At 55.5% G+C, this 23,928-nt stretch carries 28 protein-coding genes; 12 read left to right on the top strand and 16 right to left on the bottom strand.

Annotated elements, in window-relative coordinates:
* Window positions 1-71: 71 nt before the first annotated feature.
* A complete protein-coding gene (locus JEM67_RS05555) occupies window positions 72-356 on the bottom strand; it encodes a DUF1471 domain-containing protein (protein ID WP_013811688.1) in 285 nt (94 codons plus the stop codon).
* A gap of 311 nt (window positions 357-667) precedes the next feature.
* Between JEM67_RS05555 and JEM67_RS05550 the strand changes: the two genes are divergently transcribed.
* On the top strand, window positions 668-1,849 hold the full coding sequence (locus JEM67_RS05550; protein ID WP_199636604.1) for a low temperature requirement protein A: 1,182 nt from the start codon (window positions 668-670) through the stop codon (window positions 1,847-1,849).
* Window positions 1,850-1,889: 40 nt separating this feature from the next.
* Here the strand turns inward: JEM67_RS05550 and JEM67_RS05545 are convergent, their stop codons facing one another.
* Window positions 1,890-3,251, bottom strand: a complete 1,362-nt coding sequence (locus tag JEM67_RS05545) for an esterase-like activity of phytase family protein (protein ID WP_199636605.1) — start codon at window positions 3,249-3,251, stop codon at window positions 1,890-1,892.
* 446 nt (window positions 3,252-3,697) lie between these two features.
* On the opposite strand from JEM67_RS05545, the gene aqpZ reads away from it, so the two are divergent.
* Entirely contained in the window at window positions 3,698-4,393 is a 696-nt protein-coding gene (aqpZ, locus tag JEM67_RS05540) for an aquaporin Z (protein WP_013811685.1), read from the top strand.
* A 57-nt stretch (window positions 4,394-4,450) separates the two neighbouring features.
* On the opposite strand, the gene JEM67_RS05535 is transcribed toward aqpZ, so the two are convergent.
* Window positions 4,451-5,221, bottom strand: a complete 771-nt coding sequence (locus tag JEM67_RS05535) for a class I SAM-dependent methyltransferase (RefSeq protein WP_199636606.1) — start codon at window positions 5,219-5,221, stop codon at window positions 4,451-4,453.
* Between the two features lie 181 nt (window positions 5,222-5,402).
* Between JEM67_RS05535 and JEM67_RS05530 the strand changes: the two genes are divergently transcribed.
* The 3 genes from JEM67_RS05530 to JEM67_RS05520 all read left to right on the top strand — a co-directional run bounded on the left by JEM67_RS05530 (window position 5,403) and on the right by JEM67_RS05520 (window position 7,715).
* Window positions 5,403-6,188 carry a helix-turn-helix transcriptional regulator gene (locus JEM67_RS05530; protein ID WP_199636607.1) on the top strand — a complete coding sequence of 262 codons (786 nt, stop codon included), beginning with the start codon at window positions 5,403-5,405 and terminating at the stop codon, window positions 6,186-6,188.
* Between the two features lie 125 nt (window positions 6,189-6,313).
* The gene (locus tag JEM67_RS05525; RefSeq protein WP_199636608.1) at window positions 6,314-7,063 is read left to right on the top strand and encodes a DUF2076 domain-containing protein; all 750 of its coding nucleotides are present in this window, start codon (window positions 6,314-6,316) and stop codon (window positions 7,061-7,063) included.
* Window positions 7,064-7,163: 100 nt separating this feature from the next.
* Entirely contained in the window at window positions 7,164-7,715 is a 552-nt protein-coding gene (locus JEM67_RS05520) for a GNAT family N-acetyltransferase (protein WP_199636609.1), read from the top strand.
* On the opposite strand, the gene JEM67_RS05515 is transcribed toward JEM67_RS05520, so the two are convergent.
* The 6 genes from JEM67_RS05515 to JEM67_RS05490 all read right to left on the bottom strand — a co-directional run bounded on the left by JEM67_RS05515 (window position 7,712) and on the right by JEM67_RS05490 (window position 12,457).
* Window positions 7,712-7,966: an ABC transporter ATP-binding protein gene (locus tag JEM67_RS05515; RefSeq protein WP_199636610.1), complete on the bottom strand. Its 255-nt coding sequence runs from the start codon at window positions 7,964-7,966 to the stop codon at window positions 7,712-7,714. The two genes, JEM67_RS05520 and JEM67_RS05515, sit on opposite strands and share 4 nt — an antisense overlap.
* Before the next feature lie 87 nt (window positions 7,967-8,053).
* Complete coding sequence (locus tag JEM67_RS05510; RefSeq protein ID WP_199636611.1) at window positions 8,054-8,518, bottom strand: thiol-disulfide oxidoreductase DCC family protein; 465 nt, start codon at window positions 8,516-8,518, stop codon at window positions 8,054-8,056.
* Between the two features lie 70 nt (window positions 8,519-8,588).
* Window positions 8,589-8,921 (bottom strand): hypothetical protein, encoded by a 333-nt coding sequence (locus JEM67_RS05505; RefSeq protein WP_199636612.1) that lies wholly within the window; start codon window positions 8,919-8,921, stop codon window positions 8,589-8,591.
* Window positions 8,922-9,213: 292 nt separating this feature from the next.
* Window positions 9,214-10,380, bottom strand: a complete 1,167-nt coding sequence (locus JEM67_RS05500) for a type I restriction endonuclease (protein WP_199636687.1) — start codon at window positions 10,378-10,380, stop codon at window positions 9,214-9,216.
* Between the two features lie 446 nt (window positions 10,381-10,826).
* Complete coding sequence (gene ycaC / locus JEM67_RS05495; RefSeq protein WP_013811677.1) at window positions 10,827-11,453, bottom strand: isochorismate family cysteine hydrolase YcaC; 627 nt, start codon at window positions 11,451-11,453, stop codon at window positions 10,827-10,829.
* A 122-nt stretch (window positions 11,454-11,575) separates the two neighbouring features.
* On the bottom strand, window positions 11,576-12,457 hold the full coding sequence (locus JEM67_RS05490; RefSeq protein WP_199636613.1) for a pirin family protein: 882 nt from the start codon (window positions 12,455-12,457) through the stop codon (window positions 11,576-11,578).
* Window positions 12,458-12,583: 126 nt separating this feature from the next.
* On the opposite strand from JEM67_RS05490, the gene JEM67_RS05485 reads away from it, so the two are divergent.
* A complete protein-coding gene (locus JEM67_RS05485) occupies window positions 12,584-13,492 on the top strand; it encodes a LysR family transcriptional regulator (RefSeq protein WP_199636614.1) in 909 nt (302 codons plus the stop codon).
* Here the strand turns inward: JEM67_RS05485 and JEM67_RS05480 are convergent, their stop codons facing one another.
* Both JEM67_RS05480 and JEM67_RS05475 read right to left on the bottom strand, forming a co-directional pair.
* Window positions 13,493-13,876: a VOC family protein gene (locus JEM67_RS05480; RefSeq protein WP_199636615.1), complete on the bottom strand. Its 384-nt coding sequence runs from the start codon at window positions 13,874-13,876 to the stop codon at window positions 13,493-13,495.
* A gap of 1 nt (window position 13,877) precedes the next feature.
* A complete protein-coding gene (locus JEM67_RS05475; RefSeq protein ID WP_199636616.1) occupies window positions 13,878-14,660 on the bottom strand; it encodes a DeoR/GlpR family DNA-binding transcription regulator in 783 nt (260 codons plus the stop codon).
* 172 nt (window positions 14,661-14,832) lie between these two features.
* Between JEM67_RS05475 and JEM67_RS05470 the strand changes: the two genes are divergently transcribed.
* Window positions 14,833-15,450, top strand: a complete 618-nt coding sequence (locus JEM67_RS05470) for a hypothetical protein (RefSeq protein ID WP_199636617.1) — start codon at window positions 14,833-14,835, stop codon at window positions 15,448-15,450.
* 29 nt (window positions 15,451-15,479) lie between these two features.
* Here JEM67_RS05470 and JEM67_RS05465 read toward each other — a convergent pair whose 3' ends face one another.
* The 3 genes from JEM67_RS05465 to pagP form a co-directional block, all read right to left on the bottom strand.
* Window positions 15,480-15,749: a putative hemolysin gene (locus JEM67_RS05465; protein ID WP_199636618.1), complete on the bottom strand. Its 270-nt coding sequence runs from the start codon at window positions 15,747-15,749 to the stop codon at window positions 15,480-15,482.
* Between the two features lie 113 nt (window positions 15,750-15,862).
* Complete coding sequence (locus JEM67_RS05460; protein WP_199636619.1) at window positions 15,863-16,351, bottom strand: DUF2501 domain-containing protein; 489 nt, start codon at window positions 16,349-16,351, stop codon at window positions 15,863-15,865.
* Between the two features lie 174 nt (window positions 16,352-16,525).
* Window positions 16,526-17,119, bottom strand: coding sequence for a lipid IV(A) palmitoyltransferase PagP (pagP, locus tag JEM67_RS05455; RefSeq protein WP_174270189.1), 594 nt, complete (start codon window positions 17,117-17,119; stop codon window positions 16,526-16,528).
* On the opposite strand from pagP, the gene JEM67_RS05450 reads away from it, so the two are divergent.
* Together JEM67_RS05450 and JEM67_RS05445 are read left to right on the top strand one after the other, a co-directional pair.
* Complete coding sequence (locus JEM67_RS05450) at window positions 17,066-17,365, top strand: hypothetical protein (RefSeq protein ID WP_162470424.1); 300 nt, start codon at window positions 17,066-17,068, stop codon at window positions 17,363-17,365. The two genes, pagP and JEM67_RS05450, sit on opposite strands and share 54 nt — an antisense overlap.
* 644 nt (window positions 17,366-18,009) lie before the next feature.
* Window positions 18,010-19,686 (top strand): alpha-keto acid decarboxylase family protein, encoded by a 1,677-nt coding sequence (locus tag JEM67_RS05445; protein ID WP_199636620.1) that lies wholly within the window; start codon window positions 18,010-18,012, stop codon window positions 19,684-19,686.
* 22 nt (window positions 19,687-19,708) lie between these two features.
* Here JEM67_RS05445 and JEM67_RS05440 read toward each other — a convergent pair whose 3' ends face one another.
* Window positions 19,709-20,617 carry a LysR family transcriptional regulator gene (locus tag JEM67_RS05440; RefSeq protein ID WP_199636621.1) on the bottom strand — a complete coding sequence of 303 codons (909 nt, stop codon included), beginning with the start codon at window positions 20,615-20,617 and terminating at the stop codon, window positions 19,709-19,711.
* A gap of 65 nt (window positions 20,618-20,682) precedes the next feature.
* On the opposite strand from JEM67_RS05440, the gene JEM67_RS05435 reads away from it, so the two are divergent.
* Both JEM67_RS05435 and JEM67_RS05430 read left to right on the top strand, forming a co-directional pair.
* Window positions 20,683-21,528 carry an alpha/beta fold hydrolase gene (locus tag JEM67_RS05435; protein WP_199636622.1) on the top strand — a complete coding sequence of 282 codons (846 nt, stop codon included), beginning with the start codon at window positions 20,683-20,685 and terminating at the stop codon, window positions 21,526-21,528.
* A 28-nt stretch (window positions 21,529-21,556) separates the two neighbouring features.
* Window positions 21,557-22,165 carry a glutathione S-transferase N-terminal domain-containing protein gene (locus tag JEM67_RS05430; protein ID WP_199636623.1) on the top strand — a complete coding sequence of 203 codons (609 nt, stop codon included), beginning with the start codon at window positions 21,557-21,559 and terminating at the stop codon, window positions 22,163-22,165.
* Here the strand turns inward: JEM67_RS05430 and JEM67_RS05425 are convergent.
* Window positions 22,162-23,277 (bottom strand): DUF1615 domain-containing protein, encoded by a 1,116-nt coding sequence (locus JEM67_RS05425; protein WP_199636624.1) that lies wholly within the window; start codon window positions 23,275-23,277, stop codon window positions 22,162-22,164. The two genes, JEM67_RS05430 and JEM67_RS05425, sit on opposite strands and share 4 nt — an antisense overlap.
* 132 nt (window positions 23,278-23,409) lie before the next feature.
* Between JEM67_RS05425 and JEM67_RS05420 the strand changes: the two genes are divergently transcribed.
* Window positions 23,410-23,880, top strand: a complete 471-nt coding sequence (locus JEM67_RS05420; RefSeq protein WP_013811663.1) for a GNAT family N-acetyltransferase — start codon at window positions 23,410-23,412, stop codon at window positions 23,878-23,880.
* Window positions 23,881-23,928 lie beyond the last annotated feature (48 nt).

The following is a 23,928-nucleotide window of genomic DNA, read 5'->3' as shown; positions in this document are numbered from 1 at the left end:
AGATTATCTTCCGCAACCGTTTATTTTATCGGCCACCTGATGGCGGCCAGGGAATTATTTTCAGCCCATTTTTAACGGTAGATTTCTGCATTACCGCGCCAGTTGCTGGAATCTCCTGGGGTGTCCAGGGCAATAATACGGTAATGGCTTGCGCCATCCGCCGCAGCTTTTTCTTTCAGCGCATGAACCGCATCGCCCGGTGAACCGCTGATGCCGGAAACCGACACCACGCCGATGCTCTGCATGTTGCTTGCCTGCTCGCTGTCAATTTGTTTTACCGTTGACAGTGGCGCGGCGAAAGAAGAAAAAGTAGCGCTTGCGATCAGGACTGCTGCGATGCCAGGTAATAGTTTCATGATTAGCTCCAGATGTTTTTTTGTTTATTTTCTCTATCAGTGGAGTTAATTATCCGCCTGGCTGTGCAAAGCGACGTCATTCAATGTAAAGAACATCAATCATTGTGAGGTAAATAAGGAGGAAGTGCGTACATCGATGTCTTGATAAGATAATTCTGCGGTTGCAGAGAAAACTTTACCCCTGCCCGACGGCAATTAAAAGCCCGATGCTCCCCGTAATATAAAAACCTTCATTTTTAAGAAATTTCCGCCCTCGGTTACCCCCTGAGCTACGCTGTTTTCTGAAGGTTATCATTTTAGAAGGACTCTCTATGTCGCAAACCTTACTGCGTGTGCGCGATGGTCGAGGCGCTTCGGTTTCGTTCTCGGAACTGTTATTCGATCTGATCTACGTTTTTGCCGTTACTCAACTTTCCCACTACCTGCTGCACCATCTGACGCTGACCGGCGCGCTGGAAACCTTGTTACTGTGGTTTGCCGTCTGGCTGGCGTGGCAATACACCGCCTGGGTGACCAACTGGTTTAATCCTGATACCCGCCCCATTCGTATCCTGCTGTTCGCCATCATGCTGCTGGGGCTGTTCGCCGCCTCCGCGCTGCCGCAGGCGTTTGGCGAACGCGGGTTGATTTTTGCGCTGTTCTACGTGGCGATTCAGGTGGGTCGCTCCTGGGTGGTCCTGAATCTGCTGGAGGCCAATCACCCGCTGAAGCAAAACTTCCGCCGTATTCTGGGTTGGATGTGCATTTCAGCGGTGTTCTGGATCCTGGGCGGTCTGGCGCAAGGCAATAGCCGGCTGCTGCTGTGGGCGCTGGCGGTACTGTGCGAATACGTATCACCGATGTTCGGTTTCCGCCTGCCGGTGCTGGGCCGCTCCAACAGCAGCAGTGAATGGACCATAGAGGGCCATCACCTGGCAGAGCGCTGCCAACTGTTCGTGATCGTGGCGCTGGGGGAAACCATTCTGATTACCGGCTCTACCCTCAGTGAAATGGAAACCTGGACAGTACCGGCGCTGATCGCCTCGCTGGTGGCCTTTATCGGTAGCCTGGCAATGTGGTGGGTCTATTTCGATACCAGCAGCAAAGCCGGAAGCCACGCCATCAGCCAGGCGGAAAATCCCGGCCAGTTGGGGGCCAACTTCCACTATGTGCACGTGGTGCTGGTCGGGGCAATTATCGTTTGCGCCGTCGCCAACGAACTGGTGATCGCCCATCCCGACGGCCCTATCAGCAACGTGACGGCGGCGGTATTGATCCTCGGCCCGGCCATTTACCTGCTCGCCAACGCCTTGTACAAACGGCTGGTGTATCGCCGCTTCCCGCTGTCGCATCTGGTGGGACTGATCGCGCTGGCCGTGCTGACACCTATAGCTTACCTGACCGATTTGCTGATGGTGAACGGACTGACCACGCTGATTATGGTGGTAGTTGCGGTGTGGGAGAGCATCTCGCGGGGCAGAACGCCGCAGAAACAGAATGGCGCGGCAGCATAAGAAGGCGGACAGGGGCACGGTATGCCCCCTGCCACGGCAGTTATTTCAGCGGTTGCGGCAGTTTCAGCACCCACAGTTCGCTCAGTGATTCCGGCTTATCCAGCGGCTGCAGTTCGATGCTCGTCGACACGGCTTTACCGTCAAGGCTCAAGCCACCCTGCTTATCCAACTGGTAATCGCCGATTTTCTTGCCCTTAGGCTCGGCGTTCACCAGCTTGGCCTGCAGACCAAAATCGTTATCGTTAATCACCGCAAGCGTGCGATCGTCGATCAGCGTCAGGCCTTCCACCTTTTCCTGCTGCCAGCCCAATTTGCGCAGATCCACCACTTCGCGCTTTTGCGCCAGCTTCACGCCGCGCTTGGCGAGATCCTTCGCATCGTCAAACTCCAGCGCTTTGTCCTTGCCGTCGAAGGCCGTCAGATCGGTCGCCTGGCTGAGATCAACCAGGTAGATTTTGTTAATCATCTGCTTGTCTTTATCGCTGCCTTGCTCAATCAGCAAGATATGCTGGTTGTCCACCGCCACGATGTCGCCGACTTTGGCATCCTTGGCCTTGTTATAGCTGTCGATATCAATCGGGTAGCCATACATCGCCGTTTTGCCGCTGGCCGGATCAAAACTGACCAGGCGAGTAAATTGCGCCTTGTTCTTGCTCTTGCCATCAACGTCCAGCGTGCTCTGCACCGCCGCCAGAATGCGGCCATCCGGCAGGCGAGTGATGCCCTCAAAACCCCGGTTAGGCTGGCGCCACTTGATAATATTCGGCAAGCCGCCGGCCACCGCCTGCTCCCCTTTCTGCGGTGCAGGGCCGTATTTGGCGAGGATATTGCCTTTACTGTCGATATGGATCAGGAACGGGCCGTATTCGTCGCACAACCAGTAGCCGCCGTTACCGTCGGCCGTGATGCCTTCGGTATCCAGCCCGCGCCGATCGCTCGGCAACGTTTTAAGCGTATCGCTCAGCGCCACTTCGTTGGTGGAACCGATCAGTCCGCCCGGCAGCGGCAGCCCGCTGACAGGCCCCTGTTCGTCATGCAATGGGCGCTGATTGCCGGCCACGGCTTTCCCGCCGCCGACGCGAATATCCATCAGCAAGGGAACGAACTGCGGGTTGGCAAAGATTTTGGCTTCTTGCTCACCGACCGCAGGCGCATCGGCGTTAGGACCGCGATCGGTGACGGTGGTCAGCAGCAGATCATTGCCCTCACGGCCATTGAAAACCAGGCCGGAGCCAATACCTACCGGTAATCCCTGCGGGAAATTCTTGGCGAAAGCGCCCTGATAGCTTACGTGCTCGCCGCCGGGAAAGCTGACGACATAGCGCTCTACCTCAACGTCGGCGGCATAAGAGATCAGAGGAAACAACGAGGTGATTAACAGCGAAACCGGTTTTATTTTCATGGTTATGGCTCAGAGTTAAGGGAGTGAAGTTTGCAGCTTGCTAAGGTATTAACCTAGCGTGACATTCTGATGACAGCCCCGCTAATGTCATGAATCATAGTGCTAATTAAACATGGCAAATAGAAATTAACAATTAACATCGGCGAATTGAATGGAAAAAGCAGATGGAAAATTAAATTTCCCCAGGGTCGGATTACGCTAACAACAACCCCAACATTTAAGCTTAGGGCAAATTCTTATAAGAAAGATAAAAAAATAAACAAACGCGCGAAAATTCGGAAAAATATAGCCGAAGTCGCATAGACAAAACTAATTTACGGGGATTTAATACCCGCCGTTATTAAGGTGCATTAAGAAAATGCTGATAGAAACCTGCATTAATTGAGAAAGGTGTTCTATAGTTTTTAGTGCTAACGATCGTTAGTATTTTCCGTAGGATGGAGTTTATGTCAAAGCGACTATTTGCTGAATTTTTTGGCACATTTTGGTTGGTGTTTGGTGGTTGTGGCAGTGCGGTATTAGCTGCAGCATTTCCACAACTGGGTATTGGTTTTGCCGGTGTGGCACTCGCTTTTGGTCTTACCGTAGTCACCATGGCGTATGCCGTTGGGCATATTTCTGGCGGGCACTTTAACCCGGCCGTTACCGTGGGATTATTTGCCGGCGGCCGTTTCCCAGCCAAAGACGTCATCCCCTATGTGATCGCTCAGGTCATCGGCGGTATCGCTGCAGCGGCAGTGCTGTATTTGGTTGCCAGCGGTAAAGCGGGCTTTGATCCAACCGGCGGCGGCTTTGCCTCCAACGGCTACGGCGAACATTCACCGGGCGGCTATTCTCTGCAATCCGCCATCGTTATTGAATTGGTCCTGACCGCATTCTTCCTGATTGTTATTCACGGCGTGACAGATAAGCGTGCGCCGGCAGGGTTTGCCCCTTTGGCTATCGGCCTGGCATTAACGCTGATTCACTTAATCAGTATTCCGGTAACCAATACCTCCGTTAACCCGGCGCGCAGTACCGGCGTGGCAATATTCCAGGGTACCTGGGCATTGCAACAGCTTTGGGTATTCTGGCTGGTGCCGTTAATCGGCGGTGTCATCGGTGGCCTGATTTATCGCTGCCTGCTGGAAGACAAAAAGTAATTAAGCGGTATTTGATTGCGTTTAACAGGGCAGCCCTTATCGGCTGCCCTGCTGTTTTTAAGCTTTCGCCGCCTCAAACATCATAATATCGCTGGTGAAGGATCCATCCTGTTGGATGGCAAAGTGCTGAAGCACGTCTTCAGAAACCCCCTGCTGCAACGCGCGAATGGCGGTGACGAAATGCTCCGGCGTACGCATGCGCGCCACCCAACTGCCGAACTCCAGATACAACCGATCCGAAGTGACCTCCCGCACCACCAGCCCAGCCTCAGTCAGCAGGCTCAACCATTCTCCCGGCGCATAATTGCGCACATGCGAAGTGTCGCGCAGCACCTCAACGGTTTGCAGATAAATATCCAACAGCGGGTGCCCCGGCGACACCACATCCATAAAGATCGCCACGCCGCCCGGTTTCAGCACGCGTTTAACTTCGCGCAGCGCCTGGCCCACATCATGCCAGTGATGCGCCGAGTAACGGCTGATCACCAGGTCAAAGTCGGCATCGTCAAACGGCAGCGATTCCGCCACACCCTGCTGTACCTGAATATTGCCAAACCCTTTATCCACTGCCGCCTGACTAACCACTTCCAGCATCTGTGCGGACAAATCATAGGCCACGACCTGAGCCACTTTCGCCGCCGCGGTAAAGCTGGCGTGTCCGGCCCCACAGCCCAGATCGAGCAGCCTGGCATCGGCATGGGGTTCCAGCAATGTTGCCAGACGCTGCAAATCTTTGCCCTGCGCATGCACCGCGCTGGTCAGGTAGGCGCTGGCCTGCTCGCCGAACTGACGATCGACCGCATTTTTATGGCTGTTGCTGATGCTCATGTTTGCTCCTGTTATTGTCGGGGTTGCGCCCGTGCCGGATGGCTTTCTATTAGGGTGTTTCCGTCATTGCACCTGAGCGCCGCTGGCGGTCACAAACAATTACGGGATACAACCCACTATAATCAGGCTGATATACGGGTACAATATAAGCAGTTATCCTAGTATGAGAAGGTACCCCCCTATGCAATCCGAAGCCTTATCCGGCCCCAAAGCCCTCGGCGCCTTTCTGCGCGCCCACCGCGAGCGCATCACGCCAGACATGTTGGGGCTGCCCAGCGCACCGCGCCGCCGCACCAGCGGCCTGCGGCGTGAGGAGTTGGCGCAAATCAGCGGCATCAGCGCCACCTGGTATACCTGGATAGAGCAGGGTCGCGAGGTGTCCATCTCTCCACATACGCTGGCGCGCATTGCCAAAGCGTTACGACTGGGGCATGCCGAACGTCACTACCTGTTTACCCTGGCACGGGTGGCCGATCCCGAACAGGAACAGCATCAGGACATCGCCAACAGCGCCGTTTTGCAAAGCGTTTACCAGGTGGCTGTCCCCTGCTATCTGCTGGATCTCACCTGGAATATCCTTGCCTGGAACCCGCAAGCGGAAACCCTGTTCTGTGACTGGCTGGGCCAGGCCAAGACGCCCAATCTGCTGCACTTTATGTTTTTCCACCCGCTGGCGAAGACCCTGGTCAGCGACTGGGACGATCGTGCTCGGCGCGTGGTGGCCGAGTTTCGCGCGGAAACCAGCCATCACCAGAATACCGAAGCGATACGCGCCTTCGTTCGCAACATGACGCACAACAGCGAAGCCTTTAATCACTGGTGGAAACAACATGACGTGATGGCGCGCGAAGGCGGCGAACGGGGGTTCACTCATCCGCTGCAGGGGGCGCTGCGCTATCGGCAACTGACCTTTCATCCGGCGGAAAACAGCGCGCTGAAGCTGGTCATGCTGATCCCTTTGGCGTAACTGGTAACAAATTCATAAACAGGTTTACTCACCATTTATTTATTGGTTAACACAAACGCGCTAGGGTGATAGCTACCGATGATAATCATCATCAAGCTTTGTTATTTATCTCCTGAGGTAACCCTATGCAATCTGAAGAACAGCGCCTTATCGATGGTTTGTTTGGCCGCTTGAAAGAAGCCGAGACCAAGACGGGCCAGAGGGATCTCCAGGCAGAGCAGCTCATCAACCAGCACATCCGCGAACAACCTTCTGCGCCTTATTATATGGCGCAGGCGATGATCATTCAGGAAGCGGCGTTGAAGCAACTGGACCAGCGGGTAAAAGACCTGGAGAACCAGATTGCTCAGCAACAGCAAAATACCGCCAGCCAACAGAGCAGCGGCGGCTTCCTGGCCGGGTTGTTCGGCGGTGGCAGCCGCAATACGCCAAGCCCGCGCGATCAGTACCAGGCGCAACAGCAGAATAATGCAGCCTGGAATAATCAGCCGCAGGCGGGTTACGCTCCGCAGCAGCAGCCACAACAAGCGCCACAGCAGGCAGCAGCCCCTTCACGGGCCGGCGGGTTCCTGGGCGGTGCATTGCAAACTGCGGCAGGTGTGGCCGGCGGCGTGGTATTGGCCGACATGCTGACCGGCATGTTCCGCCATTCGCAGCCGCAAGAGATTGTGAACATTATCGACGAAACGCCGGTACAGCCAGTGGATGACAGCGCAATGAAAGAGTTTGACGCGTCCAACAACCTCGACACCTTTAACAATGGCGACAACCGCTTCCTGAATCAGGACAACGGCTTCCAGAACGCAGGTTATCAAACCGACGACAGCGACGATTTCTCGGATGACGACTACAGCGACGACGATTCATTTATCTGATTCTGCCCCCCTCTCCGCCTGGGGAGGGGGTTTATGTTTCCTCCCCCGCGCAGCTGGTCTACAGTTAAACCTGCCCAATCACAGCAGGTTACGAAAAACTATGCCCAAGATGATCCCTACCGATCCCTATATCAGCACCCGCTTAGTGATGCGCCCACCGGTGGCCGACGATCTGGCCAGGTTTTACGCCATTTTCGGCGATCCGGAAACCCAGCGCTTCAACCCCGCCGGCCCCGTTGTCAGTGAAGAGCAGGCTAACCAGGCGCTGACTGAACGCATCGATACATGGCGGCAACGCGGTTATGGCTCTTGGGCGATTGCGCTGCGTGAACGCCCGGAGTGGATCATCGGTTTCGGCGGGCTGTCGTGGCATCCGCTCGGCGCACAGCGCACGGTGAATCTGGGTTACCGCTTCGATACGCAAGTCTGGGGGATGGGATTGGCCACGGAGATGGCGCTGGCTGCGCTCGAATATGGCTTCGAACACCTGGGGCTGGATGAGATTTCCGCCACCGTGCGTGCAAACCATCAGGCCTCACGTCACGTGTTGGAAAAAGCGGGACTGCGTTTGGTGGATACGTTAGACGACGTGCCTGGCGCCGAGCCAAGCCTGATTTATACCCTGATGCGCAGCGACTATCAGGGCGGTTAAACGGAGGCGTCGTCGTTGATTTTCGCCAGCACCCGACGATAGGATTTCACTTTCTTGCGCTTCTTCAACCAGATGGCGGTGGAGACGATAAAGATCACCCCGGACATGGCCAGCACGCCAATCGGGTGGCCGTAAAACACCATCAGGGCAAAGTAAACGGCTGAAACGATCGCCACCCATTTCGCCGAATTCCCCACGGCGTTCTTTTCGTGGGTTAGACGGCGGAGATGCTCTTCTTCACTGATTCCCATACGCGCTCCTTTTTTGGCTGATTATTCCATTATATGGAGTCAGGATGCTGATATTTCAAGCAATTAAACGGTAAAGAAGCGTAAAGCTCAGCGAGAGCGGCGGGAAGCGGAATGCAGATAACGCCCCGGCAGATCGGCGCCGGGCAAGGCGGTGCCGTCATTGCGGCCAAATAGCCGATAGCGATTGCTCGCCACCGCATTGTAAACCCCATCGGCCAGCCGTTGCGGCAGAAAGCGCGCCAACGCCAACAGGCGAAATGGCCAACCAAGCTGGCGCAACGCCTGAAAAAACGCAGCCGAACGCAGCCAATGGTGCCCCTGCTCAAGATAAACGATGGAGTCGACAGGGTCAGTAGGCAACCCTAACCAGCTCAGGATCGCCTGCCCTTCCGCCGATTGCACCGTCGCCAACAGGATTTTGGCTTGCCGATCGGCGCGGATCAGATATCTCACCAACCCATGGCAAAGATTGCATTCGCCATCGAACAACAGCACCCGATCGCCAGGCCGTAGATAAGAAGAGAGATTAGGGGGGAGCTTTGGCGAATTCATCCTGCCTCCGGAGGTGATCACCCCAGACTAGCGCGCATTCCCCCCCAGAGCCAGCAGACTGATGCGGCGTTTAAGGGGCCGGCGGGGCTGGCGACGCATCCGGCAATGCCACGACCGAGATTCGTACTTCATAATGCTTGGCGCTGCCGGCCGGGATTACCGAGGTCAGCTTATTGATGGTTTCGGTCGGGTTGTCGCTGGCAGAGGTGGCGCAGAACACCTCCCCACCGTGACAGAAGCCAGGCTTCGGCATATGCCCCTCCGGGAAAGGCGGCAAGCGGAAGTCTTGTCCTGCGGGCGGAGCATTTTTATCTGTCGGAGCCGGAGCGGAAAGCGCGCTGACGCTGAACAGCATCGCGGCTGCCAGGAAAGGCAGTGCCCGTACTTTGCGTGCATTTTTCATGATATTGACCTCATTTGCCGGGATTAGGTTTAACCTACCCCGCCCCCGGCAGATGAGAAAGCCGCTTTTCACGACCTTTTCACACCGATGATCTTTGCTTACATCCTGACGCCAACGTGGTCAAAGCTTAAGGATCTTGTAAAGATCATGGGAATTTTATTTGATAATTCCTCGTTGCAACTCTAGAAAAAGGGTTCATCAGTTAAACCGGATTTATAAAGCACCTACCGCTCATATACACAGGCTGAAACCGCTTGTTATTAACGGATAAATCTGACCTAACGAATCATTATTACTGTGATTTTTTCTTCTGTCGGAAGTTTTCATCGTCAATACAATAATGATAAGAATCGATGATCAACCCCGTCAGCCGCAAAATGTTCTCTGGCCTATCAATGATGATATGTCCCCCAGCAGCAAGCTCTAAACCGGCACGGATAATTTCAGCGTGCCTCTCTTCATTGATCTCCAAAGGGAGTAATATGGTAGGTCTTTGTTTATTATCAAAATAACGTAAAATCCATCGCGTAGTCTTCCCCTGGAACAAGATACTGTAATAACTCTCAGTGTCTTTTGCTGTCAGATCTGCGCTCTCACCGAGAATCATCGCAACATTGTCGAATAAAGCTCTTTCAGCATAGGTAGTAACAATTTTGCTGTTTTCTGGATCAATAATCGGCGCCAGTGGGTCAGTTTTGTTCTTTTCCTCACTTTTCGGGCCGCTTTCAGAGATCGCTGCACTTTCAGAAGTTACAGACAGACCGGAAACAACCATTGCACTCACCGCCTTCTCAACCGCCAAACGAACCAAAGGCGTTATAGTTTCAAGAAAACGCTGATTAAGTTGACGCTGAACATTAGATCGATTTGCCACATACCTGACAAAATCCATGTCCACATCCCTTAAGCTTGCACTGATTGTTTTTGTGAATGATGTTAGGTAAATGCTCTCCTCAGCCAGCGTTCGGAGAGCCTCAGGCTGGAATTGATCGTGCCTAAACCTATAAAGCTGTTCAATATCAGAATCATTCAAATCATTAAAATCTATCTTCAGAAATGGCGCGTCATCCATGATATTTTTATCTTTAAGATCGGTGAAAAAACGCCACTCCTTTCCATTGGTGATCGCAGACACGGTAACTTCTGGGGTAGCATTAAAGTAACGTGAAAGCTGTGGGCTATGATTTGTTAAGTTTTGATTGAAGGATTTGGCTTCAATAAACATAACGGGCACCGCATGACAAAAAAGAGAGTAATCAACCCGCTCACCTACCTTTACCCCAGGAAAATCAGCACCATACTCTGCCTTCACTTTCGTTGGGTCATAAGGATGAAAACCAAGAATTTCTAATAGAGGCAAAATCAGTGCCTGTTTTGTTGTTTCTTCTGTATTGCAATGTTGGCCGACCGTAGCCACATGATTCACATGTGCCTTGAGTTTATCTCTGAATGCATTCATCAACCATCCCTCTTGCTGTGTGAAAAGTCCGTCATTCCTTAAAATGACATCTGCAGAAAAATTTACTCCTTTCACATGAACCACCTAATAGGCTGCCCACTCATTTTTATTTCTTAAATAAAATCACATTAATCTTTAAACATTAAATATATAGCAGAAGGGCCTGGCTTTGATCAAAGCCATTTGGAAAATATTGCTGCACGAACAGAAATAACCGGCTATGTGTTTTAAGCAAATGGATTTATAGCAAATTAATAATTTCAATGACAATTAAATCGTCAGTGTTTTTCACGCGTTTTTTGTCAAATTTCATCGGTATCAGGAAGGGGATAAACTAAAGGAGAAGGGTTAACACACAGATTTATTTAATAAAATACTTCAATGACGCAACGTAACAAAGTTTATTTCCTGCGTGGGGCGCAACTGACAGCTGCGCCCCATAGATCTTATTTACCGCGTGTCAGCGTGCTATAACTGGTCATCAGGTTACGGTAGTCTGGGATATGATTGGAGAACAGCGCGCCCAACCCTTCCACATCGTTACGCCAGTCGCGATGCAGCTCGCAGGCCACGCCGAACCAGGTCATCAGCTGCGCGCCTTCGGCTTCCATGCGGCTCCAGGCCGACTGACGCGTCAGCTCGTTGAAGGTGCCGGAGGCGTCGGTGACCACAAACACCTCAAAACCTTCGCTGAGGGCAGACAGCGCCGGGAACGCCACGCACACCTCAGTGACCACGCCGGCGATAATCAACTGTTTGCGGCCGGTGGCTTTTACCGCTTTTACGAAGTCGTCGTTATCCCAGGCGTTAATCTGCCCCGGACGCGGAATAAAAGGTGCGTCAGGGAATTGTGCCTTCAGTTCCGGTACCAGCGGGCCGTTCGGTCCCTCTTCGAAACTGGTGGTCAGGATGGTTGGCAGGTTGAAATACTTCGCTAAATCACCCAGCGCCAGTACGTTGTTTTTAAAACGATCGGGATCGATATCACGTACCAGCGAAAGCAGCCCTGCCTGATGATCCACCAGCAATACGGCGGCCTGATCCTTGTCGAGGCGTTTGTAATTTGCAGTCATGGTTTACTCCTGTTGGGTTTTGATTATTGCGGATATAGCGCCCCCGGCCACAACGCCGGGAGCGCAGAGGGTTAAGTGTAGTATCTGACCCGGAGAACTCGTTCCGGGCCAAAAGGGATGGCTTAGCTCGCCCCGTACTCTGCCGCCATAGTGCCGAACTTGCCGCCGTTGAAATCGCTGAAAGCCTGCTGGATCTCAGCGTCGCTGTTCATCACGAACGGGCCGTAGCCGACGATAGGCTCATCGATCGGTTCGCCGCTCAGCACCAGCAAGGCGACATCGTTGTTGGCTTCGATAGTGATCGAATCGCCCGCACGGTCAAATCTGACCATTTGGGTTTCGCGCACCACTTCCTCGCCGTTAACATGAATGGCACCGTGCAGCATTACCAACGCCAGGGTATGACCTTCTTCCACCGTCAACGTGGTGGTGTGGCCGGCATTCAGCTTCATGTCCCACACATTGAGCGGGCTGAAGGTGCGTGCCGGACCGACGTGGCCGCCAAAGTTACCGGCAATCACCCGCACCTGCCCTGCGCCGTCCGCCAGCGGAACCACCGGGATATCCGCATTCAGCAGCGTCTGGTAACCCGGCTCGGCCATTTTGTCCTTGGCCGGCAGGTTGACCCACAGTTGCACCATTTCCATGGTGCCGCCGTTGCGCGAGAAATCCCGTGAATGGAACTCTTCGTGCAAAATACCCGAGGCGGCGGTCATCCATTGCACGTCGCCGGGGCCAATCACCCCGCCGCTGCCGGTGGAATCGCGATGCTCCACTTCGCCCTGATACACGATGGTCACCGTTTCAAACCCGCGATGCGGGTGCTGGCCAACGCCGCGGGTGCCGGAGGCAGAGCGGAATTTGGTTGGCGCGGCATGATCCAACAGCAGGAACGGGCTCATTTCCGCCCCCAGATCGTTATAGGAGAACAGCGAATTCACCAGGAAGCCGTTGCCGACCCAATGGGCTTCAGGGCTGTCGTAAATACCGAGGATCTTTTTCATCTTGAACTCCTGTTTCAGGTCTCGCGACCTTACGTTGATGCCAGAAGTCTAATTGAATGCCATTTGCCGCAGTAGTAGGTAATATGTACACTCAGTGTTCTATAGATAGAACGATAAGGACGGGCGATGTTCACCGATTTGAACGATCTGTTTTATTTCGCCAGCGTGGTCGATCACCAGGGATTTGCACCTGCCGGCCGGGCGTTGGGCATCCCTAAGTCCAAGCTCAGCCGCCGCGTGGCGCTGCTGGAAGAGCGCCTGGGCGTGCGCCTGATCCAGCGTTCAACCCGGCGTTTCTCCGTCACCGAAGTCGGCCAGAACTACTACGTTCACTGTAAGGCGATGCTGGTGGAGGCCGACGCCGCGCAGCAGGCCATTGAGCAAACCCGCGCAGAGCCCTGCGGCACGGTGCGCATGTCTTGCCCGGTGGCGCTCCTGCATACCCGTGTCGGCAGTATGGTAGCGGCCTTTATGGCCGATTACCCCAAAGTGACGGTCCATCTGGAAGCCACCAATCGCCGGGTGGACGTCGTGGGCGAAGGCCTGGATCTGGCGATCCGCGTGCGGCCGCCGCCGCTGGAAGACAGCGATCTGGTGCTGAAGATCCTGGCTCAACGCATCTGGTACATCGCCGCCAGCCCTGCGTTGGTGCGAACCCTTGGCCCGGTGCAACGGCCCGACGAATTGGATAAATACCCGACGCTCGATCTTGGGCCGGCGCGGGCACAGCATCAATGGCAACTGACCGGGCCGGCCGGTGAGAAAGTGGAATGGGAACACAGGCCGCGGCTGGTTACCGACGACATGCTGATGCTGCGTACCGCAGCGATTGCCGGCGTCGGCATTGTGCAGTTGCCGTCGATGATGATGCGCGACAACATGCTGCGCGGTGAGCTGGTGCCATTGCTGCCAGACTGGCAACCGCAAGGCGGCGTTGTGCATGCGGTCTATCCGTCACGCCGTGGGCTGCTGCCGGCGGTGCGGTTGCTGCTCGACTATTTGTCCCGGCAGTTCGCGATCCTCGAAGAAGAGTGATCAGGCGGTAATTTCGATGGCGTTACCGTCAGGATCGCGGATGATCGCCTCATAAAAACCATCGCCGGTCCAGCGCGGCGGCGCCTGCAGGATCCCCTCCTGCCGGGCGCGCTGCGCCAGCAAATCGACCTGGCCCTCATCGCCGACCGACAGCGCGATATGCGCCCAGCCTACGCGCTCATTGGCCTGTTCCGCCGGCAGCAGATCCGGCAGGCACATAATTTCCAACTGCGGGCCGCAAGCCAGGCTGACAAAGCGGGAAATAAAACCCGGGCGGCTGCGGCTAACGTATTCCTCGCCGACAACGCCGTTGAAATAGCGCTGCCAGAACGCCATCTGGGCATCAATATCGCGGGTCCACAATGCAACATGGGCTATTTTCATCTCAGTCTCCGTTAGGTGAATCGCCATACAACACCTTGCCGCCTCCCTGGATCACCTGCTGTTCGAGTTGCGTATGCCCGCCGCTCACGGTGACCAGATAATCGACTCGCCCGGCGGGCAAAAAGCTATAAGGGGCGAAGGTGTTGAGTTTGTCGCGGGTGCACAACACCGCGACGTTGCCCGAGCGCGTCAGCAGGCGCTGCTTGAACTGGGCATCCTGATAATTGAGCGCCGAAAAACCACTGGCCGGGTCATAGGCGCAGATGCCGATAAAGGCCATATCAAAATGAAAACCGTCAATTTCCTGCGCGGCTTTCGCATCCACGCAGCCGCCCACCTCGGCATCCAGTTCGCCACCGATTAAAATCGTGCGGATCCCCGGCCGTTCCAGCATTTTACCGGCGATGGAAAGCGCGTTAGTGACGACGGTCAGCCGCTGGTCGCGCGGCAGCAGGTCGGCCAGATAAAGATGGGTGCTGCCGGCATCAAGGAAAATGATCTGCCCCTGCGTGACCAGAGCCCGCGCGGCCAGCGCCAGCGCCTGCTTCTCATCGCCGCTTAAATGCAGCCGTTCACTCATCGGTCCGGATGCCGGCGTGGGTGCCAACGCGCCGCCATAGATGCGCTTACACAGGTTTTGCGCCGCCAACTGGCGCAGATCGCGCCGAATGGTGGCTTCGGTGGTATTCAGGCGTTCCGCCATTTCAACCGCCAGCACCCGCCCCTGGCGCTGCAGGGTCGCGAGGATCGCGTCATGACGTTCATTGGGTAACAGTTTGGACATTTTCAGGCTCAAGGTGAACAATCGATCACAAATGTACACAAATGAACAAAAACGTACAACAATCAGGGGAAAGAAAAATGCCGGAGAGGGATTTTCGTTGGCGAGATGTTGGCTATACTGAGGCAAGCATCGTTACCGCAGAACGTAACGGCTTGGGCGCTAAGGGAAAAAGATGCTGTCGAAAATCGCGAAGTGGCTATTTCAATTGCCGGGCAGGCTGTTCGGATCCATCTTCAGGAATCGCCTGACGATTTTTATCTTCTTTATGCTGATTGCCGCTGGGGTATTCAGCGCCAAACGCTATCTGCGCGCACATCAAAATGACGATGAATTTGTGATGACCACCCCCATCGATTACAACCGGGCAGCCCTTCGTGAAATGCCGTTGCGCGAAGCGCGTGAACAGTGCGGCGGGCCGTTGCACGACAATGCCGGGCAAGCCTGGCCAGCCTCGGCAGGCTATCTGCATCAGCCGGAACGCCGGGCCGATACCGGCCTGCATCGTCTGACGCTGGACAATCAAGGCAACGATTTTGCGGTGTTGGTCAGGCTGGAAACCCCCGCAGCGCCGCAACAGCTGGCGGAGGTGTTTATTCCCGCCGCCGGCAACTTCGATGTCAAAATCGATTCAACAGCGGAACACGTGATGAAAATCAAGAACATCAAGAGCGGCTGCAACTTCCGCTCCAGAGCGTTCACCCTGAGCAAAGACAGCGATTGGCGGATGCCGCTGAAGATGGGCTCGAACAGCGGCATCGAGTTCCAATCCATCAGCGATCGCGAGTTCTGATACGGCACCAGATAAATGCGCCGATGCCGTCAAGTTGACTTCTTCACCGGGTGATCGCGGCGGAACAGTTCCCAGCTATCGATTTCCTGGCCGTTCGGCAAGGTGCAAGTAGAATACTGGCCGTCGGCGTTTTGCCTGGCGTTCAGCTTGCCGCCGATCTCGGTGCAATAAACGTCTGCCGGGTTGGCCATCCCGATCGGTTTCACCTGCGGCGGTGGTGGCGCCTCAGGCGTTTTCATCGCACAACCTTGTAGCAGGGTCACTCCCGCCAACAGGGAGATCATCAGAATTTTTTTCATTTTTGCTCTTATAAACCCCGATGAATTTCACGTTGTAGCCAACAACGCTGCGGTTTGAAAGACGGCGGGGAAATAAAAACGGCGGGTGGCCGTAGCCCCCGCCGTTCAGGCTATCAGGAAATAAAGGACGCGCCCTGCTTAAGCACCAGATCGCAGGCTTTTTGCTTCACTTTTTCGGTGATTTGCGAAACGCCCAGGTTGTTCAGATCCAGGCTCTTGCCTTCGCCGGTTTTCAACAGACCACCCAGCCCTTGCTGGTAGTCCTGGCTCTTGGCGTTTTCCGTGCTGCTGATACCCAACTTACTCAGCAATTGGTCTTTCACCGCTTCAGTGCCATTGGCCGACAACACATTGTTTTTCACGCAGTATTGCAGGATGCCGGCGGCATTGGTCATGCTGCCGGAACTCAGCGCTTTATCGCCGCCATTCAGCAGGCCGGTCAGCGAAGACAGCGAGGTGCCGCCGGTGCTACCCCCTGACGACTTACTGAGTTCACCGGCGGCGCTGCTGATGGAATCCATCAGTCCGGCAGCCTGCGCAGCCCCGCAGGTCATAGTCGTGGTCAAGGTCAGCGCCAACAGTAAACGATGTTTGGTATTCATGGGGGTAAAGCTCCTGTTATTTCCCGAAAACGGCGCGCTCTACGCAATGCGCCGGGTCATCTCTTCCGACGCCACCGGTGCCGACAAGTTCCTTTTATCTGCAGCAGCAGCCGTTTTTCAGAATTCAGGTAATTTGGGGGCAGGAAAGCAGCGGAACCAACGGCCCGCTAGAAATCAGAACTGCCAGCGCAGCCAGGCGAAGAACACGTTGCCGTTGTTATAAGTGCCGGGAATGTAGGTCGCCTGGAAGGTCAGCTGTTTATAGCCGATCGACGCCAGCGGCAACGGCGCCGGGATAGGAATGTAGTTCCAGTTATCCCGCGCGGTAATGCTGGCGGTAAAGCCCAACCCCAGGCGGAAATCCTTGTCATCCAGCGGCCGCCAGATTTTCTCGTAAGCGTAACCGCCGATCGGTTCCCACTTGTTGAACGAATCCTTGAACGCCATCAGATAGATACCGTGCCAGTCACCATCGCTATCGTAGCGCGAGATACCATAACCGGCGCCCCAGGGCCGCTCATTGTACTTGTCGATGTGTTCGTCATCGTAAGTCCAGCGGTTATGCCAGGTGATGGCCGGCAGATAGATGTCTTTATTCGGCGAATTATTCCAGGTTTCCGACACGTTATCGGTGAAACGTTGCCACAGCCCCGGTTTTTCAGCCTGTACGGAATTGCTATTTCCTGCACCAACCTCTGCGTAAGAAGGTAGTGCATGAAACATCAATCCCATAGAGCAAGCCAAAATTGTCCGTTTAAAAAACATCATAAAGCTCCTGTAAAATTAAGGCCGGGGATTCTTACCGATCGCATTAGCAAGATCAAGCTGTATCTTATTTATCCAAGATCTTTTTCCCATCTCATTGCAACTTGGTTAAGTTTAACCGTCGGCAAGGAATATCATTTCGTGGGTCCTGTTCCGGGCGCTCAGCCTACTGATCTCCCAATACCCCGTCTGTCGGAAAACTCCGCAATAATGGAGGTCTCCGCCGCGTTGGCCGATCTTCGTCTTTAAGCAAAGTGTAGCGAAATCGTTACTGTCGTCCGGAATAGGAATGTGATGGCCACCCCATTTGCACCGCGGCTGAAAGCCCGCTGGGCGGGCAGCCCCCAGCAAACAGATGGCTCGCCAGATATAGATCCCCTGTAAAGGTGCCATTACATCAAAGCACTATTGAAGATAATCTTTCATCGCCTGCGGATAACAACCTGCAATTTAATGAGCCCCACACCAGAGATACTTAAAAAGAGTTATTTATTGCGGTAAGCAAAGCGGGAAAAGCAAAAAAGTCGCGGCAATAAAAAATAGGGATTAACCCTGCCGGCAAAAGTACCGAGAGATTGCCGAACGCCCCATTATCTGCGCGCCCTATCCCGATTTTACTGCTCAATCAGATTCAATGAAAAATGCCACCCCCCAATAACCTTATTTTTAATATTGATTACTGACAACGTAAACCCCCGAATACAATCCCGCCGTTTACCACGCCACAGCCCCAACTTGAACAAGTGGGGTGTTTAAATAATGGTTAAAACCAGCGAGAAAAAACCGTTTGCACCAGAGCGGCGTATTGATTCATTCGCCACACAACATCGCCGGCAATGTATTTTGCTGATTTCTGCCTGATAAAAGAAAAGAGATAAAATCCGGAGAAACACATGAAAATCACTATTGGAGCCTTTATTCTGCAACAGCTCCGTACCCTGAGCATCGATCGTATTTATGGCGTGCCCGGCGATTATAACCTGGCGCTGCTGGAACTGATTGAGCAGCAAGGCGAACTTGAATTTATCGGTAATTGTAACGAACTGAACGCCTCTTATGCCGCCGACGGTTATGCACGGTTGAAAGGTGCCGGAGCGCTAATCACGACCTACGGCGTAGGCGACCTAGCCGCGCTGTCCGGCATTGCCGGCGCCTATGCCGAATCCGCACCGGTGATCTGCCTGTCCGGCACCCCGCCGCTGCATGCGATGAAAAACCATGCACTGCTGCACCACACGCTGGCGGACGGTAACTTTGATAACGTCATGAACTGCTTTAAACAGTTCACCGTCGCCCAAGCGTTAATCACACCGGAAAATGCGGCAGTGGAAATTCCGCGCGTTATTTCCCGCGCCTGGACGGAAAAGAAACCGGTTTATTTACAGTTGCCTTCCGATATTTGCGATGTGGAAATTGAAATAGCCCAGATGAGCACCCCACCGCAATTACCGAAAAGCGACCGATATAATGTCCAACTGGCGGCGATGGCACTGCTGGCGCGCATCAACCAGGCGAAAAAACCGATTATTCTGGTCGACCAAATGGTGGATCGCTTTCAGCTGCAGCAATTAGTGATCGAGGTCGCCCATAAATTTGCGATCCCACTCACCAATATGCCGACGGCAAAATGCATTATCCCGGAAACCACCGCGGGCTGGATGGGTGGCTACAGCGGCGACCTGTCGCGCCCCGAGTTGTACGAGCACATGGCGAACGCCGACTGCGTGCTGACCTTCGGCGTACGCCTGGTCGATTCCACCACCGGTTATTTCTCCCATCAAATCCCTGCCGGCGCGCAGATTGATATTCAGCCTTTCTCGCTGAAGCTGGGCAATACCTCCTACCCGGCGGTAGCGGCGGCGGACCTGCTGCAAGCACTGCTGGCGCTGGATAAAAGCATAACGGCCCCGCCGCTGGCCCCGCTCCCCGAACACAAGCACAGGCTGGCGACACCGGGCGAAGCGGCTCTCGATCAGGCCTATTTCTGGCAACGGATGCAGCGCTTTATTCAGGCGGATGACGTGTTGGTGGTGGAGAACGGCACCTCAGGGGCGGCGATTGGCGGCATGCGCATGCCGGACGGCGTGAAAGTGGTTAATCAGCCTATCTGGGGGTCGATTGGTTATACCCTGCCGGCGCTGCTCGGCACCCTGATGGCCGCGCCACATCGTCGGCACCTGCTGTTTATTGGCGATGGCTCCTTCCAGCTCACCGCCCAGGAGATCTCTACCCTGCTACGCTATGAGCAAAAGCCCATCATTTTCCTGATTAATAACGACGGCTATACCATAGAGCGCTACATTCTCGGGGAAAATTCGTCTTACAACGACATTGGCCCCTGGGATTACGCCAAACTGCCGGCGGTACTCAACACCCAGGCTACGCCGTTCAGCATGGCGGTCGAAACCACTCAACAGCTGGAGCTGGCGCTGGAACAGGCTTCGCGCCAGGATCGGCTGGCCTTTATCGAAATCAAGGTGCCGATGATGGATACCCCGCCGGTGATGAAAGAGTTCTGCAACCGCTGCAATAACTTCAACTTCGGCCTGACCAACCCGCGCCGCGCATAACCGCACCGTTATCCGCCGCTTCTCAGGAAGCGGCTGTTTTCCCCAGTGCCTGTACGATCCGCTGTTGCAGCCTTTGCAGCAGCGGATGATGCCGCCTGGCACCCAGGCGCAGCGCATTCACCACTTCGGGCAGCGGCATGCTGCGTTCAAACCCGGCATCGACCTGCACCCGGCGATCGAGACATTGCTGGCTGAGCAGACCAATCCCCATGCCCGCAGAAATGGCCACCAGCATGCCGGCAATCGAAGGGCACTCAACGCAGACCCGGTAATCGATGCCCGCCGCGCTCAGGCGATCCTCCGCCAGACCGCGGTAAAAACAGTCCGGCCCGTAGCTTACCAGCTTCACTCTTTCGCCCGGCTGATAATGCCACCCAGGCGGGACGCACCAGTGAATGCGCTCGCTTTCCAGTGCCACATCCTCGGCGCTCAGGGCATCGCGGAACTGCTGATGCAGCACCAGGTCAAGATCCCCTTTCGCGAGAGCAGCGCGCAATACCTGGCTTTGTTCAATCACCAACTGCACGTCAACCTGCGGATGCTGATGGGTAAATGCCGTCAGCAAAGCGGCCAATTGGGCCAGCGGCATCTGTTCCGTGGCGCCAAAACGCACCACGCCCTGCAATGATGAAGGTGAAAAGTGGGCCAGCGCCCGATCGTGAGCCTGCAGAATACGCCGCCCGTGCAGCAGCAGCGCCTCGCCGTCGGTGGTGGCGGTCAACACGCCGCCCTGACGATCGATCAGAATGCGCCCCAGCTGTTCCTCCAGCCGTTTGATTTTCCAGCTCACCGCCGACTGGCTGAGATTGAGCTGTTGCGCGGCGCGCGTCATGCTGCCGGTATCAATGACGCTTTGCAGCGCCCGTAATGCATCGATGGATAAACGCGGGGTCATCAGCACGCCATGACAAAAGTGGGATTTACCAACCATAACTTGTCATTGGTGTCATGAAAAGAGAATGAGTAGGTTGGGTACAGCCAACCCATGGAGAGATCATGATGAACGACTTCCCTACCCTGCTCGATCGGCACATTATCGTCGGTGGCCATCGCATTGCTGCCGGCGTGCATGGTGCAGGCGATCCGCTGGTGCTGGTGCACGGTACGCCCGCCCACTCGATCATCTGGCGTAACCTGCTGCCCAGGTTGACGTCTGCGGGCTTTCAGGTCCACCTCTACGATTTACTGGGTTTTGGCGCGTCAGAGCGCCCGCTGTCAGCAGACACGTCGATTGCCGCACAGGCGGAGTTGCTGATTGGCCTGCTGGATCACTGGCAACTGGATACCGCCCACGTCTTTGGTCACGATATTGGCGGCGCGCTGTCATTACGTGCGGCGTTTAGCCATGCGGAGCGCTTTCGCTCGCTGACCATCGCAGATATTTGCAGCTACGATTCCTGGCCTTCGCCCACCTGGCGCGGTATTCGCGATAACTATCGTCAGTACGCCGTGATGGACGAGCGGCAGCATGAGCAAACCCTGGAGCGGCAACTGAAAATGGCGGTGTTCGACAAATCGCTGATGGAGGGAGAATTATTGCAGCGCTATCTGGCGCCGATCGTCGGCGTGGTCGGCCAACCGGCGTTCTATCAGCAGCAAATCGCCCATTACAACGCCCGCTATACTGAGGATTTCGCACAGCGCCTGCCCGAACTGCGCCTGCCGGTGCAGATCCTGTGGGGCGAAAACGATGAATGGCAACCGGTCAGTTACGCCTACCGTTTGCAGGCCGACATTCCCGATGCCAGGCTGCAGGTGCTCTCCCGCGCAGGGCATTTTGTCATGGAAGATGCGCCGGAGACGGTGGCGCAACGGTTGGCGGCATTTATACATTCACTATAAACGGGCAATATGCCCAGGAGAAAACCTGATGCAATTGATTGGCATGCTGGATTCACCCTATGTGCGCCGGGTGGCTATTTGCCTGAAATTATTGGGCGTCGAATTTGAACACCGCGCAGTGTCGGTATTTAGCGATTTTGAACGGTTCAAAACCCTCAACCCGGTGGTGAAAGCCCCAACGCTGGTGCTGGCCGACGATCAAATCCTGATGGATTCGTCGCTAATTCTGGAGTATGCCATCGGGCTGGTTCCCGCTGGCCAGGCCCTGCTACCGGCGCACGGACCTGCACGGCTGCGCGCTTTGCAACTGACCGGGCTCGCGCTGGCCGCCTGCGAAAAAACGGTGCAAATCGTTTATGAACAGCAGCAGCGCCCGCAGGAAAAACAGCATCAGCCGTGGCTGGATCGCGTGCAGGGCCAATTGCTGGCAGCTTACGCCGAACTGGAAAAACTGCTGCCGCAAACCGCCGCCATACCGCAGGTTATGGGCAGCGCAGAGGTCAGCGTGGCGGTGGCCTGGAGCTTTACTCAACTGATGCTGCCCGAACGGATCACCGCGCAGGCGCACCCGGTGCTGGCGGCGTTTGCCACCCAGGCCGAGCGACACCCCGCGTTTATCGGCACCCCGCAGGTTTAACCCGCCGACGCGCGCGCCAGGCAACGCTGGCGCCGCTCATCCACCCGCTTGGCAAACCAGGCGGTGGTCAGTTTACGGGTGATTTTCGGGCTTTCCAGCTGGATGCCCGGCAGCATTTCGCGCGGCAGTTTCTTGCCGGCCGTTTTTTCCGCCAGGGCATAGACCCGCTCATAAAGGCGGGTATCGGCAAACTCGAGCAGATCCCCTTTCTCCAGCGCCCCGCGAATCGCCGAATCGCTCATATCCAACCTTTTGCCGAGCGTGCGCACCGCCAGCTCGGTGGAACCGGGCTTATCGGTACCGTAGTTAATCAAATCACCGTCCAGCGCCAGCGGAATGCCGGTCGCCCGGCTGACCACACTCTGGAACGCCGCATTGCGGCTGGCGTACCAGCCGGCATTGAAATCGGCAAAGCGGTAGATCGGCTGGCTGTAGTCGGCCGGGTAGCCCAACAGGTGCGCGATACCAAAGTACATACCGCCACGGCGACTGAACACTTCACGACGGATCGAACCGTCGATCGGGTACGGATAACCTTTCGCGTGCGCCTCGGCAAAGGCGATGCTCACCTGCATCGGTCCGGCGGTATGCACCGGGTTCAGGCTGCCGAACAGCTTTTGCCCCATCGGCACCGTACCGATCATGTCATCAAAGATATCGCTCAGATCCTTCTCGGTGCGCACCTTATCCAGCCGTTCGCTGTAACTTTTGCCGTTCGGCGATTTGATCAGCAGTGCGGTATGCACCAGGAAGTTCGGGATATGCAACTGGTCGGCGCGGCGGTCGATCTCTTTCCAGGCGATGTTGGGCAACCCCGCGACCGGCGGATTGGCCTGGAAGGTCGACTCTTGCTCGGTCACTGCCAGCACCGAACACAGGTTTTCGGTGTTCGGTTCTATGCCCTGTGCGGCAAAGGCGGCGGTGATGTCGGTGGCCCAGCCCTGGCGATCGGCCGCGTTGGCCGGCATCAGCCGCACCAGTTGCGCCTTGACGTCGGCGGGGCGATGCTCCGGCGCTGTCGTGGTTTTCGTAGTACAACCGGCCAGCACCAGCAGCGCGGCCAGGCTCAACGGACGCAAGGTCATCGAGTTGATATAACGGCGAATTGACATCTTTTCCCTGATCGTTTGGCATAATCTGCACTGACGTTAGCCCAGCCGGAGAACGCGATCCAGTTAAAAATAGGCGGATCAGATCGCCTGGGCTAAGCTCTGACGGCGAAATAAACATCAAGGGATAATCCAATGATTGAACTCAGGGACATGAGCCCACAAGAATTTGAGCGCTATCGCACCCACGGCATCGAGGAATACGCTAAGGATCTGGCGCGCGTGCTGCTGTTGAACCGGGAGCAGGCGCTGGTTGAAGCTACCGCCTCCTTCAACGACTCGCTGCCCAACGGGGCGGCAACGTCGGGCCATCGGCTGGTTTGCGCTCGGCTGGCGGGCTCGGCAGAAAATATCGCCATCGTTTGGTACGCCATCAAACAACGAACTTACGGCAAGCAGCTGTTTATTTATGATTTTGAAGTGGTCACCACCTGGCGCGGCAAAGGTTACGGCGAGCAAATTCTGAACGCGGTGCTGGACGCCGGCCGGGCCGACGGCGCGGAATATGCCGAGCTGGCGGTCTTCAACGACAACCCGACGGCGGCACGGCTGTACGCCCGGATGGGCTTCAACGCGGTAAACACCCGTATGCATCGCAGGTTGTAAACCGCGCCTTTCCTCTTTGCAGGCATTTTCAAAGGGCTAATAAACATG

This window comes from Serratia sp. PAMC26656, from assembly GCF_016469055.2.
Lineage (GTDB): Bacteria > Pseudomonadota > Gammaproteobacteria > Enterobacterales > Enterobacteriaceae > Serratia > Serratia plymuthica.
Note: the sequence above shows the minus strand (reverse complement) of the source record. Positions and strands in the feature narration are given on the sequence as shown.